The sequence below is a fragment of the Nocardioides sp. genome (assembly GCF_036274455.1).
GTDB lineage: Bacteria > Actinomycetota > Actinomycetes > Propionibacteriales > Nocardioidaceae > Nocardioides.
In genome coordinates, this window is record NZ_DASUFR010000034.1 from 1 (window position 1) to 18,455 (window position 18,455).

15 protein-coding genes are annotated in these 18,455 nt (G+C 68.6%); 7 read left to right on the forward strand and 8 right to left on the reverse strand.

The window, feature by feature from the left end; genetic code table 11:
* From VFV89_RS03265 to VFV89_RS03280, 4 genes are all read left to right on the forward strand, one after another.
* Nucleotides 1-1,259: HNH endonuclease (locus VFV89_RS03265; RefSeq protein ID WP_329704467.1), on the forward strand; the 1,259-nt coding region annotated here is incomplete at its 5' end.
* A gap of 470 nt (nucleotides 1,260-1,729) precedes the next feature.
* Nucleotides 1,730-4,054 carry an arylsulfatase gene (locus tag VFV89_RS03270; protein WP_329704468.1) on the forward strand — a complete coding sequence of 775 codons (2,325 nt, stop codon included), beginning with the start codon at nucleotides 1,730-1,732 and terminating at the stop codon, nucleotides 4,052-4,054.
* Between the two features lie 261 nt (nucleotides 4,055-4,315).
* Nucleotides 4,316-5,152 (forward strand): hypothetical protein, encoded by an 837-nt coding sequence (locus VFV89_RS03275; RefSeq protein ID WP_329704469.1) that lies wholly within the window; start codon nucleotides 4,316-4,318, stop codon nucleotides 5,150-5,152.
* 92 nt (nucleotides 5,153-5,244) lie between these two features.
* Nucleotides 5,245-6,390, forward strand: a complete 1,146-nt coding sequence (locus VFV89_RS03280) for an ABC transporter ATP-binding protein (protein ID WP_329704470.1) — start codon at nucleotides 5,245-5,247, stop codon at nucleotides 6,388-6,390.
* An 18-nt stretch (nucleotides 6,391-6,408) separates the two neighbouring features.
* Here VFV89_RS03280 and VFV89_RS03285 read toward each other — a convergent pair whose 3' ends face one another.
* The 4 genes from VFV89_RS03285 to VFV89_RS03300 all read right to left on the reverse strand — a co-directional run bounded on the left by VFV89_RS03285 (nucleotide 6,409) and on the right by VFV89_RS03300 (nucleotide 10,964).
* On the reverse strand, nucleotides 6,409-7,326 hold the full coding sequence (locus tag VFV89_RS03285; RefSeq protein ID WP_329704471.1) for an ABC transporter permease: 918 nt from the start codon (nucleotides 7,324-7,326) through the stop codon (nucleotides 6,409-6,411).
* On the reverse strand, nucleotides 7,323-8,228 hold the full coding sequence (locus VFV89_RS03290) for an ABC transporter permease (protein WP_329704472.1): 906 nt from the start codon (nucleotides 8,226-8,228) through the stop codon (nucleotides 7,323-7,325). The genes VFV89_RS03285 and VFV89_RS03290 overlap by 4 nt, the downstream gene beginning before the upstream one ends.
* The gene (locus tag VFV89_RS03295) at nucleotides 8,221-9,294 is read right to left on the reverse strand and encodes a spermidine/putrescine ABC transporter substrate-binding protein (protein ID WP_329704473.1); all 1,074 of its coding nucleotides are present in this window, start codon (nucleotides 9,292-9,294) and stop codon (nucleotides 8,221-8,223) included. Before VFV89_RS03295 ends, VFV89_RS03290 begins: the two co-directional genes overlap by 8 nt.
* A 311-nt stretch (nucleotides 9,295-9,605) precedes the next feature.
* The gene (locus tag VFV89_RS03300; protein ID WP_329704474.1) at nucleotides 9,606-10,964 is read right to left on the reverse strand and encodes a hypothetical protein; all 1,359 of its coding nucleotides are present in this window, start codon (nucleotides 10,962-10,964) and stop codon (nucleotides 9,606-9,608) included.
* Between the two features lie 361 nt (nucleotides 10,965-11,325).
* Here VFV89_RS03300 and VFV89_RS03305 point away from each other — a divergent pair, with 361 nt between their 5' ends.
* Nucleotides 11,326-12,300, forward strand: a complete 975-nt coding sequence (locus VFV89_RS03305; protein WP_329704475.1) for an Ltp family lipoprotein — start codon at nucleotides 11,326-11,328, stop codon at nucleotides 12,298-12,300.
* A 12-nt stretch (nucleotides 12,301-12,312) separates the two neighbouring features.
* Here VFV89_RS03305 and VFV89_RS03310 read toward each other — a convergent pair whose 3' ends face one another.
* Both VFV89_RS03310 and VFV89_RS03315 read right to left on the reverse strand, forming a co-directional pair.
* Nucleotides 12,313-13,155, reverse strand: a complete 843-nt coding sequence (locus VFV89_RS03310) for an alpha/beta hydrolase (protein ID WP_329704476.1) — start codon at nucleotides 13,153-13,155, stop codon at nucleotides 12,313-12,315.
* Nucleotides 13,156-13,237: 82 nt separating this feature from the next.
* A complete protein-coding gene (locus VFV89_RS03315) occupies nucleotides 13,238-13,867 on the reverse strand; it encodes a TetR/AcrR family transcriptional regulator (RefSeq protein ID WP_329704477.1) in 630 nt (209 codons plus the stop codon).
* 101 nt (nucleotides 13,868-13,968) lie between these two features.
* Between VFV89_RS03315 and VFV89_RS03320 the strand changes: the two genes are divergently transcribed.
* On the forward strand, nucleotides 13,969-14,886 hold the full coding sequence (locus tag VFV89_RS03320; protein ID WP_329704478.1) for an NADP-dependent oxidoreductase: 918 nt from the start codon (nucleotides 13,969-13,971) through the stop codon (nucleotides 14,884-14,886).
* Between the two features lie 368 nt (nucleotides 14,887-15,254).
* Here the strand turns inward: VFV89_RS03320 and guaA are convergent, their stop codons facing one another.
* Nucleotides 15,255-16,829, reverse strand: a complete 1,575-nt coding sequence (gene guaA / locus VFV89_RS03325) for a glutamine-hydrolyzing GMP synthase (RefSeq protein ID WP_329704479.1) — start codon at nucleotides 16,827-16,829, stop codon at nucleotides 15,255-15,257.
* Between the two features lie 73 nt (nucleotides 16,830-16,902).
* On the opposite strand from guaA, the gene VFV89_RS03330 reads away from it, so the two are divergent.
* The gene (locus VFV89_RS03330; protein WP_329704480.1) at nucleotides 16,903-17,550 is read left to right on the forward strand and encodes a thermonuclease family protein; all 648 of its coding nucleotides are present in this window, start codon (nucleotides 16,903-16,905) and stop codon (nucleotides 17,548-17,550) included.
* A 3-nt stretch (nucleotides 17,551-17,553) separates the two neighbouring features.
* Here VFV89_RS03330 and VFV89_RS03335 read toward each other — a convergent pair whose 3' ends face one another.
* Entirely contained in the window at nucleotides 17,554-17,994 is a 441-nt protein-coding gene (locus tag VFV89_RS03335) for a VOC family protein (protein ID WP_329704481.1), read from the reverse strand.
* Nucleotides 17,995-18,455: the final 461 nt, after the last annotated feature.

Consider the following 18,455-nt stretch of genomic DNA (forward strand, 5'->3'; position numbering starts at 1 on the left):
CGTTGGAGACCCTGCGGTGTGCCACCGAGGCCGCGCAGTGCGAGACCGTGGCCGACTTCGTGATCTCCCAACGCCGCGCCGCCGCCGGACGTGGGGTGCCCGCTGCGCGGCGGGACCGGGGGGTGGCCAGCCAGGTGGCGCTGGCGCTGCGGCAGTCCCCGACCCGCGGGCAGCGGCAGGTCGGGTTGGCGATGATCCTGCGCACCGAGCTGGCCTCCACCCGGGCGGCGTTCCGGACCGGCCACCTCGACGGGTTCAAGGCCACCCTGATCGCCCGCGAGACCGGCTGCCTGACCGCCGAGGACCGGGCCCGGGTCGACGAACAGCTCTGCGGGGATCCCACGCTGGTCCAGCGGCTCTCCCCGCGCCGGCTGGTCGGCCGGCTGCACCGGGCGGTCGCCGAGCTCGATCCCGCCGCGGTCGTGAAGCGGCGTCGTCGCGCCGAGGCCGACCGGCACGTCTCGCTACGACCGGCGCCCGAGACGATGACCACCCTGAGCGCCCTGCTGCCGCTCAAGGCAGGCGTCGCGGTCCACGCCACGCTGTCCCGGGCGGCTCGGGCAGCCAAGGCCGGCGGCGACCCGCGCAGCATCGGCCAGCTGATGGCCGACATCCTCATCGACCGCATCCTCCACCCCGGCGCCGGCATCACCGACACCGTCGGGCGGGAGGCGGAGACGACCTGGGCCAATGCCGCCGCTCCGCCGGCCGCCGCCGCCGCGGTCCCGGCCGGGACGGCCAGCGCGGTCCCGGTGCTGGTCAACCTCGTGGTCCGCGACAGCGTGCTCCTCGGCGACGAGGACGGGACCGGCTGGGTGATGGGGTACGGCCCGGTGCCCGGTGAGCTGATCCGCGGCTGGGTCGCCGACAACCTCGAGACCGGCCTCGAGACCGGCCTCGAGACCGGCCTGGACGCGTGGGTGCGCCGGGTCTACGAACAACCCGCCACCGGCAGGCTGATGGCCATGGACTCGACGGCCGTCTTGTTCGCGGGCCGGCTCGCGGAGTTCATCCGGATCCGCGACAAGGTCTGCCGCACCCCCGGCTGCGACGCCCCGATCCGGCACACCGACCACATCGAGGCCCGAGCTCGCGGCGGCCCCACCACCGAGGACAACGGCCAGGGGCTGTGCGAGCTGTGCAACTACGCCAAACAAGCTGATGGCTGGACCGCCCGCACCGTCCCCGGCCCCAGACACACCGTCGAGACCACCACCCCGACGGGCCATACCTACACCTCCACCGCCGAACCACTCTGAACCCGGTGCGGCGGAAGCCCGACACGCGATGAGTGAGCGCCACCGAAGCGTGCTCGCGACTCGGACCAGGCAGGCGGGCTCGATCCGGTCAGCCGAGATACCGACGACGCACCCTGCGTCTTTCGCCCAGAACGGGCGCGGATCGGGTGGCCGCTTGGCCCGACGGCTGGTGGCTGGCCCGATGGGCCGAGGTGCTTCGGAGCGGTCGCAGAGCCGCTCGATCTGTTCTGAACTCAACCGCGACTTGCTGCGGCCCCAGTGGGTGATGTCAAGAGCGTGAGGGCGCCCGCGTCGCGGGTCTCGTTCTGCTACTTCGGTCGGTCGGGCCGGGTGTTGCTCACCCGACTTGGGTGAACGGCTCGGGTGTCGTCGTCCCTATCGTGAGGCACGCCCGCACGCAGGTCCTCGGTTGCCAGGACGAACTTGCGCAACGACGGTCCTGGCATCTGTTAGGTAGGAAGTAGCCGCTCATGAATGCCAAGTTCCCCATGCTTCCGCGGCAAGACGCGCTGCCGTTTCCGTCGACTCCGTCGGCCTCGACGGCCGGGCGCACGATGCAGGAGTCGACGTATCAGCGTCGTGTGCAGGAGCGGCGACTACCGGCTGACGCCCCCAACATTCTGGTGGTGCTGATCGACGATGCCGGGCCGGGCTTGCCGAGCACGTTCGGCGGAGAGGTCCGCACGGACACGTTGTCCCGGATTCGCGACGGGGGTATCAGCTACAACCGGTTCCACACCACCGCGATGTGCTCACCGACCCGGGCCTCACTGCTGACCGGCCGCAACCACCACCGGATCGGCAATGGCCAGATCGCCGAGCTGGCCAACGACTGGGACGGCTACTCAGGCCACATCCCGAGCAGCACGGCGCTGGCCGCTGAAGTGCTGACCGACTACGGATACTCGACCGCAGCGTTCGGCAAGTGGCACAACACGCCGGCCGAGGAGACCACCCCCTCAGGTCCCTTCCACAACTGGCCGACCGGCAAGGGATTCGAGTACTTCTACGGCTTCCTGGCGGGCGAGGCATCGCAGTACGAGCCCAACCTCGTGCGCAACACCACCAGCGTGCTGCCGCCCAAGCGAGCCGACGAGGGCTATCACCTGAGCGAGGACCTCGCCGACGACGCCATCGGCTGGCTGCGTAGGCACAAGTCCTTCGAGCAGGACAAGCCGTTCTTCATGTACTGGGCCAGCGGTTGCCTGCACGGCCCGCACCACGTCATGAAGGAATGGGCGGACAAGTACGCCGGAGCCTTCGACGACGGGTGGGACGCCTACCGCGAGCGCGTCTTCGAGCGGGCGAAGGACTCAGGCTGGATCCCGCAAAACGCTGCGCTGACACCGCGCGACCCACGGCTGCCTGCCTGGGACGACATCCCCGAGGGCGAGCGTCCCTTCCAACGACGTCTCATGGAAGTCGCCGCCGGCTTCGCAGAGCACGTCGACGTCCAGGTCGGGCGACTCGTCGACGAGCTCGAACGGCTCGGGTACGGCGAGGACACCCTGATCTTCTACATCTGGGGAGACAACGGCTCATCGGGCGAGGGTCAGAACGGCACCATCAGCGAGCTGCTGGCCCAGAACGGCATCCCCACCACTATCGACATGCACATCAAAGCGCTGGACGAGCTCGGCGGGCTGGACGTGCTCGGCTCCCCGAAGACCGACAATCAGTACCACGCAGGTTGGGCGTGGGCCGGCAGCACCCCGTACAAGGGAATGAAGCTGCTCGCGTCACACCTGGGCGGGACCCGCAACCCCATGGTGGTGCGCTGGCCCGACCGCATCACACCCCAGACCGAACCACGGAGCCAGTTCCACCACTGCAACGATCTTGTCCCCACCATCTACGAAGTCCTGGGAATCACCCCGCCGCGTGTAGTCCGCGGCGTCGAGCAGCAACCCCTCGACGGTGTAAGCCTGGCCTACACGTTCGACGACCCCGACGCCGAGGGACGGCTACATACGCAGTACTTCGAGATCATGGGAAGCCGGGCGATCTACCACGACGGCTGGATGGCGTCCGCGTTCGGACCACGGGCGCCGTGGGTCCCCGGTGTTCCCGAAGGCATCCTGGAGTGGACGCCAGACCAGGACGTGTGGGAGCTGTACCACCTCGACGAGGACTGGACCCAGTCCTACGACCTGGCGGCTGAGGAACCCGAGAAGCTAGCTCAGCTGAAGGAGACCTTCGCGATCGAGGCGGCCCGCAACAGCGTCTACCCGATCGGTGGCGGGCTCTGGGTCCCGGTCTTCCACCCAGAGATGCGAATCTCCACGCCCTACCGCGAGTGGACCTTTACCGGTGACATCGTGCGGATGCCGGAGTTCTGCGCGCCCGCGTTGGGCAACAGAGCCAACACCGTTCTCATCGACGCCCACCTGCCCGACGGCGCAAGCGGTGTCCTTTACGCACTTGGCGGCGCGGGTGGCGGTCTGACCTGCTTCATGGACGAGGGCTACCTGTGCTACGAGTACAACTGCTTCATCCTGATGCGCACCAAGATCCGCTCAGCCGAACCGCTGCCTTCCGGGCAGGTCAAGATCGAGATCCAGACCGTGTACGCCGAGGCCCGTCCCGGCGGCCCACTGGACATCACGCTCCTGGCCGACGGAGACGTCGTCGCGTCCGGGCAGGTCCCGGTCAGCGCCCCCCTGCTGTTCACCGCGAACGACTGCCTCGACATCGGCACCTGCCTCGGCGGACCGGTCTCCCTGGACTACTACGACCGAGCCCCGTTCCCCTTCAACGGCACGATCGATGCAGTCGAGGTCCGGTACTTGAACTGATCGCCTCCTTGAGAGCCACGCACTGACGAAGTCACGGGTGGAGTCGCGGGCAGCGCACGCGTCGCCGGATCGCGGCCGCGGCTCGCCGCAGCCTTTCGAGCAAGCGCGACCCTTTCTCAAAGCAACGGGCTCACGCCCGACCATGCAGCCAAGCGCACACATGGCGCGACCAACGCTCGCACCGAGTGAGTCACACCGCCGCGTGTTGGACCCGCGGAACCTTCGGATGAGAGGCGAGCCCGCCCGGTAGACAATGGGCCCATGGCCACCACGGCAGGAGCGGAGGGCGCGGAGCGGGCGCTGGGGTCTCGGCTGGGCGCGATCGCCGTGGCCTTGTGGTGGGCCGTGTTGTTCTTCGGGGTCATCGACCTGATGGTGGGCATCTTCCCGTCCAAGTTCCCCGACGAATACGACTGGAACCCGACCAGGGTCGTGGCGACGAGCTGGGGCTTGCTGTACACCGTCTTGCTTCCGGTGCCGCTGATCGCTTGGGCGGTCCGACCAACGGGGTGGGTTGGGCCGCAGATCGCCGCGGTGGCGACGGGAGTCCTGTTGGCCGGCGTCGCGGCTCCCGCGCCGGGTCAGATCTTCGTGGCGTTCCTGGTGGCGGCATCAGGTGCCTTCCCGCGGATGTGGCTTCCACGGCCGCGCTGGTCGATGCGCCCATTGGCTGCGACCCCCGGGTTCTGGCCGATTGGCGTACTCGTGGCGCTCGGCTTGGTCGCGGGGTTGGCGCACGCATGGGATGTCCTCGGCACCGCGCGTGACGGTGCGCCCGACGACGACGACACCTGGGGCTTGATGCACCTGCCCATGCAAGCCGGGTTCGCGCTCGCGATCCCGGCGGCCGCGGCGGTGGCGTTGCTGGCGATGGCACACCGGGTCACCGGCTGGTGGTTCGCGGTAGTGCCGCCGGCTGCCTCGGCAGTGTGGTTCGGGGTCTTCTGCGCGACTCACCCCGACTTGCTTGGCAGTGTTGGCGAGACGGCAGGATGGGGCACGGCCGCGTGGGGTGTCGTGACCGCCGCGGCGATGTGGGCCGCCGGGTACTTGACCCGCCGTGGCTCGCCTCGAACCGCTGCCCCCTCTCGGCTCTGATCGAGTCGCGCGAGACGTCGCTCGCTCTTGGGCGGCGTGACCTCGACCCTGACAACGAAGAACCCCACGTGCCTGTGCCTAGACTCCGACGCATGCCGCGCGGCGAAACCGGATCCCAGCGAACCAGTGGCGGAGCGATCTCGATCGTCGGTCTCCGCAAGGAGTTCGACGGCGCCACCGCCGTCGACGGCATCGACCTCGAGATCGAGCCCGGGGAGTTCTTCACTCTCCTTGGCCCGTCGGGCTGCGGAAAGACCACCACGCTGCGCATGCTGGGCGGGTTCGAGCAGCCGACCGACGGCCACATCTTCCTCGACGGGGTCGACGTCGCGCAGAGCCCTCCTCACAAGCGCCCGGTCAACACGGTCTTCCAGAGCTACGCGCTCTTCCCGCATCTCGACGTGCACAAGAACGTCGCCTACGGCCTGCGGTGGCGCAAGGACCTCGACAAGCGAACCCGGGACGCACGCGTCGCGCAGGCGCTGGAGCTGGTCCGGCTCACCGAGTACGCCCAGCGTCGCCCGCACCAGATGTCGGGAGGACAGCAACAGCGCGTTGCCCTCGCCCGGGCGCTGGTCCTCGAGCCGTCGGTGCTCCTCCTCGACGAGCCGCTGGGTGCCCTCGATGCGAAGCTCCGGATCTCACTGCGAGCGGAGCTGGCCTCGCTGCAGCGCGAGGTGGGCATCACCTTCGTCTTCGTCACACACGACCAGGAGGAAGCCCTCGAGATGTCGGCCCGGCTCGCCGTCATGGACCGTGGCCGGATCGTCCAGCTCGGGACACCGCAGGAGGTCTACCAGGAACCGCTCACGGAGTTCGTCGCGGACTTCCTGGGCGTGGCCAACTTGCTGGACATCGAGTGCCTCCCGGGCAGCGCGCCGACCCGCACCGTCCGGTACGGCGACTTCACCCTCGAGGCGCAGGCTCCGGTCGGCGGCGACTCGACAGCACGCCGGGCAGTCATCCGTCCGGAGTGCGTCGAGGTGCAGGAGCCCGGTCTCACCGGCGCCAACCGGATCCCGGGCATGGTCGACGGCGTCGTGTTCCTGGGGTCCACGACCCAGTTGGCCATCCGTCTCCCGCACGGTGCGGTGCTGCAGTCGCTGGTCACGAACAGCTCGGGACGTCACAGCCTGGCCACCGGGCAGCCTGTCACCGTGCACCTGCCATCGCAGTCGCTCCGGGTGCTGGCTGCCTCGATGGACCACGCGCCGGCCGCGCTCGCCGGCGACGGCTGATCCATCGTCGGGTGACGGTCAGCCGTAGTCGGCGAGGTCCTCGAGGGCCGAGCGCGAGCCCCGCCGCCGCGCCGCCCGCAGCCCGACGTACGCGAGGATCAGGGCGAGGAACGACGCCACGAGAAGCAGCGTGGCCAGGGCGTTGAGCGCCGGGGTCGGGGCTGACCGGACGGCGTTGTACAGCTTGATGGGAACGGTGACGTTCGCCGCGTCGCCGAAGAGGAACTGGCTGACCACGAAGTCGTCGAGCGACGTGGCGAACACCAGCATCGACGACGCGAAGATCGACGGCATGAGGAGAGGGATCAGGATCGTGCGGATTGCCTGGAGCGGGCTCGCACCGAGGTCCTGGCCCGCCTCCTCGAAGTCCCCGCCGATGGCCAGCAGCCTCGACCGAACGACCACGAGCACGTAGGAGACCGAGAAGGTCACGTGGCCCAGCAGCATGGCCGGCCGCCCCAGCGGGACGAACTGGTACAGGTTGACCATCACCAGGTAGAGCGCCGAGCCGACCACCAGCTCCGGGGTGACCAGCGGGACCAGCGCGATGCCGTTGGCCACCTTGCTGCTCCGCGAGCGCCACCGGGTGAGCCCCAACGCGAGCATCACGCCGAGGGGCGTGGCCACCAGGACTGTCGCCACACCAAGGATCAGGCTGTTCTGCAGGGCCAGCAGCAAGCTGGGGTCCTCGCCCACCGACCCCTCGGCGCAGCAGTACCACTGCGTGGAGAAGCCCTGCCAGGTGCTTCGCGACCGGCCGTCGTTGAACGAGAACTGGACCGCGATCAGGACGGGCAGGAGCGACCACAGGATGTACAGCCACGTGATCGTGGCGAGCACGTACGGACGGCGCCAGGGATTGCGCCACGGGGGCACCCATCTCCTGGCTGGAGCAGGTCTGGTGGCGGCGCTGCCGGGAACCTTCGTGAGCGTCATCGGGCATCCCTGCTCGCGCGTTGGGTCAGGACGAGGTAATAGGCCATGAAGAACATCAGGACGAGCGAGAGCAGCAGCACGAGGGCGGCGCCGTAGTTCTTCTGGGGGCCCTGCAGGAGGAACAGCTCGATCTGGTTCCCGATCATGGTGGTGCTCGGCGACCCGGACACGATCGTGTTGGTGTAGTAGTCACCGGCCATGGGAAGAGCCGTGATGACGACCGCGGTGATCAAGCCCAGCTTCGACAACGGCAGGGTCACGTGCACGAAGGTGCGGACCATGCCAACTCCGAGGTCGCGCGATGCCTCGAGCAGCCGCTGGTCGATCCTGTCCAGCGATGCGAACAGCGGAATGATGAAGAACGGCAGGTAGCCGTAGGCGAGCGCGATCACGACGGTGTACGGGTTGCCGGCCAGCCAGGAGACCGGCCCCACGTCGAAGACGCCCAGCACCTTGTTGACGTATCCGTCGTCCTGCAGCAGGTTGACCCAGGCGAGCATGCGGGTGATGTAGTTGATCCACCAGGGCGCGAGGATCAGGGCCAGGACCAGGCCCCGCCTCTTCCCGGCCAGGCGGGCCGTGTAGTACGCAACCGGATACCCGACGACGATGCAGATCAGCAGCGCCCAGAGGGTGTACATCGCGGTGCGGATCCACACCTCGCGGTACGGACCGGAGATCGAGTCCGAGACCACCTCGTTGAACGTGGCGAACTGCCAGTCGAGCGGATTCCACGCCGGGAGCGGCTCCCCGAAGATGTTGATGCTCCCGCTGAAGGCGACGGCCATGACGGCGTAGACGGGCACCAGGAACAGCGCGATGAGCCAGAACGTGCCCGGGAGTGCGAGCGCCGGCCACAACCGCCGTGTCGCGCCGGTGTGGTCGGCTTTCGGCTCAGCCACCGGCCTTGAACTCTGACCAGGCCTGACGCCAGAGCGCCTCGGTGCTCGGACTGACCTCGTAGAACGTGAGCCCGCTCGTGAAGTCCTCGGGCAGCACGACGGCGCTCATCAGGTTCTGCGGTATGTAGCCCTGGTCGATCAGGTACTGGGCGGACAGCTTGGTCAGCGGCGGCTGGTAGCCGTTGAACCCGAAGTTGCGCAGACCGATCTCGTTGTCGAGCAGGTCGTTGATCAGCAGATGTGCGAGCACGGGCTTGGTCGCACTCTTGGGAATCGCGATGTTGTCGCTTCCGATGACGCGCTCCGATGGGTCGTCAGGCCGCCAGTACGCCAAGACGTCGGTGGTCTCACCCTTGGGCAGGTAGTACTGACCGGCGATGGCGTCGCCGGACCACGCCTGGTGGATCGTCGCGGTGCCCTCGGGGACTTCGGAGTAGGCATTGACGTTCGTCTGGATCTTCACCAGATCGATCAGCTCGGTCAGCGAGTCGGTGGCCTTGCGGACGAGGTTGGGATCACTCGTGTTGATGTCGGTGCTGATCTTGTTGCGCAGCAGCGACATGCCGATCGCTTCCTGCATGTCGTCGAGCAGGTAGACCTTGCCGGAGTACTGCTCGTCCCAGATCAGGTCGTAGCCGTTCGGCGGAACGCTCGACACCCGGTCTGCGCGATAGAGCACGCCCGTGCCGTAGATCGTGTACGGCACGCTGTACTGGGCCCCCCGGTCATACCAGGGATCCTGGTACTCCGGCCAGACGTTCTGGAGGTTGGGCACGTAGGAGTGGTTGAGCGGCTGGAGCAGCTCGGTGTACACCATCTTGCTCATCACGCTGGGACCAGGAAAGACGAGGTCGAACGACTCACCCGGTGCGCGGATCTTCGCCAGCATCTCGTCGTAGTTGCTGTACGGCGTCACCTGAACGTCGACGCCGTGCTGCTTGCCGAAGGTCTTCATGACCCCCGGGGCCATGTACTGGTCGTAGTTCAGGATCTTGAAGGCCCCACCCGTCTCCGGATCGAGTCCGTCATCGATGGGTGGGTTGCTGTCCTTGATCGGCAAGGTCACCGGACTGTCGGGCCGAGCTAGCGGATAGGGGGCGCCGCCGTTCTGTGCCTGCGGCGAGTCGTCGCCTCCACAGGCAGCGAGAAGCGGTGCCGCCCCCAGCCCGACGCTGAGCCAGAGGCCGCCCCGCAGCACGTCGCGACGGGCGAGCTGTGGTCTCGATTCCCTGCGGCGTCGTGCCGGATCGGTCGGGTCGAAGTTCACGTAGCCCCCCGGAGGATCTCTCTTACTGACTGATCAGCCAGTTGCCTGGATTCTTCCCCGCGGCATGCCAAGGTGTCGAGCCTTCCGCGTCTCCGGGCCGCTGGCGGGGATCAGCTGACGGCGCCCGCCGGCCACAGCACCGCGGTCGGTGAGGCAGCGGTCAGCTGCTGGCTGCCGTGCCAGGAGACGAAGGAGGCCTGCGGCAGGTAGTCGGGACCGAGGAAGAACGCGCGGTCGATGTCGGTCACGGTGAGCGTGGCGCCGTTGTCGCTCAGACCGATCGGGACCCGCCGTACCGACGCCGAGACCACGTCGGCGGGCGTGGTGCCGACGGGCAGCTCCACGGTGGTGGCGGCCGGGACGTCGCGGTTGACGCTCCACTCCGGGACCTGGTGGTCCGAGGAGTACGTCGTCGGGTCACCCGCGAGCCGGACGTCGACGGCCAGCCCCACTCCGGCCTGCGCCGCGGCCGGGGTGGTGTCGTGGTCGAACGCCACGTAGAGGTAGCTGCGCTGGTCACCGACCGCCGGGGTGGCCGGGTCGGAAGGAGTCTCGATCTTGTGCTCGCGCAGCATCTCCTGCGCCATGACCTGGTAGGTCCAGGGATGGGTGTCCATGAGGTACTCACGAGGCTGCTCGACGGGCCGGACATCACGCGTCGAGAGCGCGAAGCGCATCGGGTCGTCCACCGTGTCGCACATGTTGTTGTTCGACGTGCAGGTCTCCAGCAGCGGGTGCGTGCCGTCGTACCGGCCCTTGAAGCGCAGGGTCTGGTGGCCGCTCGCCTGGTAGACGCCCGACGCGCGGACGCGGTGGCCGGCCCGGTTGACCTCCACGCGGTAGACCCACTCGATGTCGGTGGTGCGACCCCAGCGAGCCATCAGCCCCGGGGTGTCGGTGCCGCCGTCCTCGTTGCTCCAGACCACGGAGTACTCGATGATCGAGTGACCACGCTTGGCCGCCGGGGTGATCTCGTGCCAGGCCACCAACGGGGTGTCCGTCACGGCGCTCTGGAACCGCCCGCCCAGGCCCGTCACGTTGCGGCCGTACAACACCGGCGCGTACCGCGCGGCGGCGTACTCCGGGCTCTTCTTGGAGACGGTGTGGACCTGCAGGTGCCGCAGGGTCGCCGCCCCCGCTTGGCGCGCCGAGCGAGGTGCGGAGTAGTGGACCCGGAGCCTGTGCACGCCGGCGGCGAGGGAGCCGAGCGCGAACTCGCGGGTCGTCGGCTGGTTGGAGGTGATCACCACATCGGTGGCGTAATGACCGTCCACGAACAGCGACACCACCGCCGACTCGTGCCCCGGCTTGCCCCAGGAGACCTTGCGCGCGGCGACGCTCAGGTCGAGGAACGCCTCGCCGAACCGGGCGGTCCGGAAGGTGACCTGTCGGTCCGGTCCACCGCGCTGGACGTGGATGCCACGGACCTTGCCGGCGTGCGGCGCAGCATCCGCCGGCGAAGATGACAATGCCGGAGCGCTGGGGACGGCCAGAACGGCGAGCAGGGCAGCCCACGAGCAGGCGCGGGCGAAGGGGCGTGCCAATTCAAGTCTCCAGAGGTCGACGAGGTGCCGCCCCATGTGACACCGATACGAGGTGTCTACGCAACAGCGGGCGACGATCCGGAGACGAGACCTGACCCTTTCCGCCGCGTGGTGGGTCACCCGGATGTGTGGTTGCTGAAGCCCATCAGGGCCATCGCTTCGGGCGTCGGAGTAGTTCGAACTGAGCATCCGTGACTGATCGGGACCTGCTCTGGGGCCAACCGTGCCTATCGTGCGCGGGCGAGCGCTTCAGGCTGCGCTGCAAGACGACTTACGGGGAGACAGCATGAGCAAGACGACTCCGCCTGGCTGGTTTCCAGACCCACAGGTGCCGGGGCAGCAGCGGTACTGGGACGGCAATGCCTGGACAGAGCACACCGCACCCCTCTTTCGCCCCGGTCACGACTTGGCCGGCGCGACGAGGTCAGGCGTAGGTGCTGGCACGCCGGGGACCGCAGCAGCTCCAGCTCGACGGAACTGGTTCCTGCGCCACCCGATCCTCAGCGGCGTAGGAGCTCTTCTTGTCATCTTCGTCGTCGCCGGCGCTGCAAGCGGTAGCGGAGGCTCGGACAACACGGATCACCACCCCGTCGCGTCCGGCGGGTCGGATCACGATGCCGTCGCGACGACCGCACCGTCCCCCGTCTCCGAACCAGCGACGACTCCTGCACCTGTCGACACCGACGGCGACGGCGTCAACGACGAAGACGACTTCTTGCCTGCCGATCCAAAGGTGCAGACGGCGATGGACGTCGACACCGACGGCGACGGCGTACCGGACCCGAACGACGACTTCCCCGAGGACCCGAAGTTCAGCAAGGACACCGACGGCGACGGGGTCGCGGATCGACTCGACGCCTTCCCGAAGGACCCCAAGTACCACCAGGACACTGACGGCGACCTCGTTGCCGACTCGGTTGACGCGTTCCCGAGCGATCCGAGCCGATCGGAGATCACGCTGGCCATGGAGAATGCCCTGGAGAGCGCTGAGAGCTACCTGGACATGTCAGCGTTCAGCCGCCAGGGCCTCATCGACCAGCTGTCGTCGGAGTATGGCGAGGGCTTCAAGGTCGCGGACGCCACCTGGGCCGTCGACCAGCTCGGCGCTGACTGGAAGCAGCAGGCGGTCCGCTCCGGGAAGTCCTATCTGGACTTCTCCTCCTTCTCTCGCCAAGGACTCATCGACCAGCTGTCGAGTCCGTACGGCGAGCAGTTCACCGTGGAAGAGGCGACCTACGCGGTCAACCAGATCGGCCTGTGACGTAGACCGCGATCAGCCGACCCGCTTGAGGAAGTCGAGTGAGGTCTGGGCGACCTCCTGCCAGCCGTGGTCGATCGTGAGGGAGTGACCGCGGTTCGGGACCTTGACGATCTCTGTCACGCCCGGGTTGTGCCTCTGCCTCTTGTACGCCGCGTTGGCGATCGCCCAGGGCACGGTGTGGTCCTTCTCGCCGTCCATGATCAGCAGCGGGCCACGGTCGGGGTGCTTCGTGTCCACCTTGGCCTCGGTCCAGGGGTTGAGGTTCGCGTTGGCCATCTGCACGAGCGCGAGCCCGGAGCAGGCGACGTGGTAGGTGTCGTAGAGCTCCTTCGCCTCCTTCTCGTCCAGCGCGTTGGCCCACCCGTACTTGAACTGGTCCAGGGTGAGGGTGAGCGCGCGGCCCCGCGTGCGCGGGTCGAGGAGGAACGGACCCACGCCCTTCAGTACGGACGCCGGCAGCGGCAGGACGCCGCGGAAGATGCCTGGATCGATCGCCACCGTGGCGAAAGAGAGACCCTTGCCCGCGAGCATCTGCGCGACCAGGCCGCCGGTCGAATGTCCGATGAGCACCGGCTTCTTGTCCAGTGCCTTGACGACCTCGGTGGTGTGGTCGGCGACCTCGCCCAACGTCTTCTTGGCGAAGACGTCCGGGTTCGCCCGGGCCTCCTCCACCGTCTCCGGATCGCCCGGCCAGTCCGGGGTGAGCGGCGCGTAGCCGTTATGCTTGAAGAAGTCCACCCACGTAGCCCAGCTGCTGGGCAGCAGCCAGAGCCCGTGGATGAAGACGACTGGGGTGTTGCCAGAGGCGTTCGCCGCCTCGATCTCCCCACTCTCGCGTGTCGAGATCGAAGCCATGGCCAAACCCTTCCGCCTTCGACAGCCGAGTCGACTGTCAACTCGACACTATTGACCTGATTCGACTCGCTGGGAAGGCCTGTCAGGCCGCGATCACCGGCCACAGGACAGCGACGACGCTCTCGGGGATCTCCTCCCTGCGGTCGCCCCGGTAGAACGCCCCGAAGTAGCTTCCGAAGCACATGGTTGCGATCGTGTGCCTGTCGATGTCCTGCGACACGGCCCCGCTGGCCTGGAGCTCGGACAGCACCTTCTCGACGAGCGTCACCCGAGGCTCGACCGCGTGCTGGCGGAGCATCTCGAGCAGCTCTGGCGTATGGATCACCTCGCCCGCGAAGTTGCCCATCAGCACCATCGCGTCCGGGTTGGAGTACGCCGGATCCAGGCGGCGGACCGCCTCGACGAACGCCTCCCGTGGCTCGAGGCCGCTCAGGTCGACGTCGTACAGGTCGCGCTGCTTGCGGAAGCCGTAGTCCAGCGCGTCGGCGACGAGGTCGAGCTTGTGGCTCCACCGCCGGTAGAGGGTGGGCCGGCTGACCCCCGCGTCGGCCGCGATGTCTCCGAGGGTCATCCGCGAGTAGCCGTCCCGGACCAGTCGGGCGCGGGTGGCCAGGATGATCGCTTCGTCGAGCGCAGGGTCGCGGGGACGTCCGCCGGCACGCGAGCCGGTCGTCTCGGACGGCCTCTTCGTCGCTGTGCGCGCTCTCGGCATGGCTCGCATCCTAACCAGTTCCGTTACAAGTTCTTGCCATAACTCGCCGGATTACGTAACTTGCTTGTAACGGAACTGGAGGCGAGGAGAGGATGTCGCAGATGAAGGCAGTCGTGGTGACGGACCAGGGTGCGGGGACGGCCGGGATGACGCTGGTGGACCGGCCCGAGCCGTCGGCAGCGATCAACGACGTCGTCGTCGAGGTGCACGCGTCGGGATGGGTGTCGACCGAGCTCGAGTGGCCCTCGACCTGGACCGACCGGGCCGGCCGCGACCGCACGCCGTCGATCCCCGGCCATGAGCTGGCGGGGGTGGTCACCGCCCTCGGCTACGGCACGACGGGGCTGTCGGTGGGACAGCGGGTGTTCGGCCTCGCCGACTGGCATCGCGATGGCACCCTCGCCGAGTACGTCGCGATCGAGTCGCGCAACCTCGCGCCGTTGCCGGACGAGGTCGACTTCGTTGCCGGCGCTTCCTTGCCGATCTCCGGGCTGACCGCGTGGCAGGGACTGTTCGTCCACGGCCGTCTCCAGGCGGGCCAGCGCGTCCTCGCCCACGGAGCGGCCGGCGCCGTGGGGGCGATGGTCACCCAGCTCGCCGCCGAGGCGGGCGCCCACGTCATCGGCACCGGACGGGCTGCAGACCGGGAGCGGGCGCTCGAGCTCGGAGCCGAGGAGTTCGTCGACCTCGAGAGCGACGCCCTGCACGACGTCGGTGAGGTCGACCTGGTCTTCGACGTCATCGGCGGTGACATCCAGAAGAGCTCCGCAGCACTGGTCAAGGCCGGCGGCACCCTCGTGTCAATCGTGGGCCCGGTCGAGGCGGAACCGGCGAACGGCCGGGCGGTGGACTTCGTCGTCGAGGCCGACCGCGACCAGCTCGTCGAGATCGTGACGCGCGTGGCCGACGGCCGGCTGCGCACCAGCATCGGCACCGTTGCGTCCCTCGACGACGCCGTCGCGACCTTCAGCTCCAGCGAGCGGCGCAAGGGCAAGACGGTCATCCAGGTGCGCCCGTAGGGCAGGCGGCGACTGGCCGGCTCTGGCGGGGCGCGTCGATCACTCGTCTGCGGGCACGCTCGATGAGCTCGGTCGACCCGGCCGGCGCATGCTCAGGCGTCGCGCAGCACGGCCGCGAGGGGGCGCCGTCCCTCGAGCCGGGCGGGCAGTGCGGTGAGCACGACTACGAGGAGCACGGTCAGCAGGCCGAGCCCCGCCAGCTGGCCCCAGGGTGGACCGATGGGTGGCGCGGCCGACAGCGTGTGGAACAGGACGACGCCGCAACCGGTGCCCAGGACCAGGCCGGCCAGGCTCGGCAGCAGCTGCCCTAACCGTTAGGTGTGAGCAAAGGCTGACGGTTAGAGGGAGGTAGGGAAGCGGTCTCGCTGCTACTCCCACTCGATGGTGCCGGGCGGCTTGCTGGTGATATCCAGCGTGACCCGGTTGATCTCGGCGACCTCGTTGGTGATGCGGGTCGAGATCCGCTCGAGCACGTCGTAGGGCAGCCGGGCCCAGTCGGCGGTCATGGCGTCCTCGGAGGTCACCGGGCGGATCACGACCGGGTGTCCGTAGGTGCGGCCGTCTCCTTGTACGCCGACCGAGCGGACGTCGGCGAGCAACACGACGGGCATCTGCCAGATGTCGCGGTCGAGGCCGGCGCGGGTGAGCTCCTCACGCGCGATGGCGTCGGCTTGGCGCAGGATGTCGAGCCGCCCCCTGGTGACCTCGCCGATGATCCGGATGCCGAGCCCGGGCCCGGGGAACGGCTGGCGCCACACCATCGTCGAGGGGAGCCCGAGCTGCTCGCCGACGAGGCGGACCTCGTCCTTGAACAGCGTGCGCAGCGGCTCGACCAGCTCGAACTGCAGGTCCTCGGGGAGGCCGCCGACGTTGTGGTGGGACTTGATGTTGGAGGTGCCGGCGCCGCCGCCGGACTCGACCACGTCGGGGTAGAGCGTGCCCTGGACGAGGTAGGCCGTCGCGCCCGACCCGGCGTCGCCGAACACCCGCGCCTCGGCGGCCTCGAAGGTGCGGATGAACTCGCGCCCGATGATCTTGCGCTTCTCCTCGGGGTCGACGATGCCCTCGAGCGCACCCAGGAACTGCTCGCTGGCGTCGACGACGTCGAGGGTGTCGAAGACCGCCTCGAAGTCCGAGCGCACCTGCTCGGTCTCGCCGAGCCGCATCATCCCGTGGTCGACGTACACACAGGTCAGCCGGTCGCCGATCGCCCGCTGCACGATCGCAGCGGCCACCGCGGAGTCGACGCCGCCGGACAGTGCGCAGATCGCGCGGCCGTCGCCGATCTGCTCGCGGATCGCGGCGACCTGCTCCTCGACGATGTTGAGCATCGTCCAGGTCTGCCGGCAGCCCGCGATGTCGTGCAGGAAGTGCTCGAGGACCTGCTGACCGTGCTCGGTGTGCAGCACCTCGGGGTGCCACTGCACGCCGGCCAGCCCGCGGCCGACGTCCTCGAACGCCGCCACCGGGGTCCCCGCCGTCGCCGCGAGCACGGTGAAACCCTCGGGCGCCCGCGACACCGAGTCGCCGTGAGACATCCAGACGTTGTGGTCGACGGGTACGTCGGCCAGCAGTGTCCCGGGCTCGCTGACCGTGACCGGCGTGCGGCCGTACTCGCGGACCCCGGTGTGCGCGACCTCGCCACCCAGCCCCTGCGCCATCAGCTGGAAGCCGTAGCACATGCCGAAGACCGGGGTGCCGGCGGTGAACAGGTGGTCGTCGATGGCAGGGGCGCCCGCCTCGTAGACCGACGAGGGCCCGCCGGACAGCACGATCGCCTTGGGGTTGCGGGCCAGCATCTCCTCCACCGGCATGGTGTGCGGGACGATCTCGGAGTAGACCCGCGCCTCGCGCACCCGCCGCGCGATCAGCTGCGCGTACTGAGCCCCGAAGTCGACGACGAGGACCAGGTCGTGTTCCGGGTGGGCACCGGCAGCCGTCATGCATCGAGCCTAGTAGCGGACCGAGTTCGCCGAACCCCCGCCTCACCGGTGGTCAGCGCCCTACGCTCGCCTGGTGAGGAAGCTGCTGGTCGCGTCCGCCGTGGTGGTGGCCTCGCTCGCCGGCGTACCGGCCGCCCTGGCCGACACCACCGTCACGGCGACGGTCGACCACTGGGCCGACGGCGACACCGTCGTCACCGACCTCGGCACGGTGCGGCTCATCGGCGTCAACGCACCGGACAAGAAGGAGTGCGGCTACGCGAAGGCGACGAGGATCGCCGAGGCGCTCGCTCCTGCCGGTACGACCGTCACCCTCACGCTCCCGGACTCCCACGACGCGACCGACGCCTACGGCCGGCTGCTCCGGTACGTCGACGTCGGGCGCGTCGACGTCGGGCTCCGGCAGATCAAGAAGGGGTCGCAGGCGAAGTACGACTCGACCGACGGCTACGACAGGCACCCGCGCCAGAAGCGCTACCGCCAGCAGGACATCAGGCACCGCGACTACTGCGCCAACCACGACCTGCGGTCCTACCGGCCCATCTCGGTCAGCGCCTGCCCCAGGAAGGCTCCGATCAAGGGCAACCGGGGCGAGGAGTGGATCTACCACCTCCCGAAGGGCGATCCCTTCTACAAGGAGACGAACCCCGAGGAGTGCTTCGCCAGTGCGGACGGCGCCAAGTTGGCCGGCTACCGCGCCGCGCTGATCAACGGTGAGTAGGCGTCAGCCGATCCGCTGCGACACCGACACCACGAGCCCCTCCGGGCCGCGGATGTAGGCCATCCTCCAGATGCCTTCGTACTCCCCGATCCCGCCCACCAGCCCGTAGCCGAGCTCGGCCGCCATGGCCACCGTGGCCTCGATGTCCTCGACCTCCAGGCCCACGTTGCGCAGCCCGAGCTCGTTGGCCATCGCCTCGGGTGACCCCGCCGTGTGGTCGGGACGGATGAACCTCGACAGCTCGAGCCAGGTCCCGCCGCCGGGGAAGTTGAGCCCGACGATCTCGGTCTTCGCGCCCGGGATGCCACAGACGGTGTCGATGAACTCCCCCTCGACCTCCATCCTCCCGCCCTCCTCGAGCCCGAGCGCCACGAAGAACTCGGTGACGGCGTCGAGGTCGGCAACGGTGATCCCGAGATGGTCGAACCGTGGTGTGTTTCCCATGCCACTACCAGACCACGAGCGATCATCCGACTCATCGGCGACCTTCTGGTGACCCGGGCTGCGCACCCCGGATGCCGCTTTAGCCGAGGCTGGGACCGGACACCGCTCATCGAGCCTGTCGAGATCTCCGCAGGGACGGCACCCAGCCCGGGCCGCGGAGGTCTCGACAAGCTCGACCACCGATAGGCCCGGACACCGTCATCGAGCCTGTCGAGATGACCGCAGGGACGGCACCCAGCCCGGGCCGCGGAGGTCTCGACAAGCTCGACCACCGATAGGCCCGGCCAACGCCCATCGAGCCTGTCGAGATGACCGCAGGGACGGCACCCAACCCGGGCCGCGGAGGTCTCGACAAGCTCGACCACCGGTAGGCCCGGCCAGCGCCCATCGAGCCTGTCGAGATGACCGCAGGGACGGCACCCAGCCCGGGCCGCGGAGGTCTCGACAAGCTCGACCACCGA

Excerpts from the sequence above, each read along its gene's own strand:
- VFV89_RS03270 (WP_329704468.1), top strand. The coding sequence starts at position 1,730 with ATGAATGCCAAGTTCCCCATGCTTCCGCGGCAAGACGCGCTGCCGTTT.
- VFV89_RS03275 (WP_329704469.1), top strand. The coding sequence starts at position 4,316 with ATGGCCACCACGGCAGGAGCGGAGGGCGCGGAGCGGGCGCTGGGGTCT.
- VFV89_RS03280 (WP_329704470.1), top strand. The coding sequence starts at position 5,245 with ATGCCGCGCGGCGAAACCGGATCCCAGCGAACCAGTGGCGGAGCGATC.
- VFV89_RS03285 (WP_329704471.1), bottom strand. The coding sequence starts at position 7,326 with ATGACGCTCACGAAGGTTCCCGGCAGCGCCGCCACCAGACCTGCTCCA.
- VFV89_RS03305 (WP_329704475.1), top strand. The coding sequence starts at position 11,326 with ATGAGCAAGACGACTCCGCCTGGCTGGTTTCCAGACCCACAGGTGCCG.
- VFV89_RS03310 (WP_329704476.1), bottom strand. The coding sequence starts at position 13,155 with ATGGCTTCGATCTCGACACGCGAGAGTGGGGAGATCGAGGCGGCGAAC.
- VFV89_RS03315 (WP_329704477.1), bottom strand. The coding sequence starts at position 13,867 with ATGCCGAGAGCGCGCACAGCGACGAAGAGGCCGTCCGAGACGACCGGC.
- VFV89_RS03320 (WP_329704478.1), top strand. The coding sequence starts at position 13,969 with ATGAAGGCAGTCGTGGTGACGGACCAGGGTGCGGGGACGGCCGGGATG.
- guaA (WP_329704479.1), bottom strand. The coding sequence starts at position 16,829 with ATGACGGCTGCCGGTGCCCACCCGGAACACGACCTGGTCCTCGTCGTC.
- VFV89_RS03335 (WP_329704481.1), bottom strand. The coding sequence starts at position 17,994 with ATGGGAAACACACCACGGTTCGACCATCTCGGGATCACCGTTGCCGAC.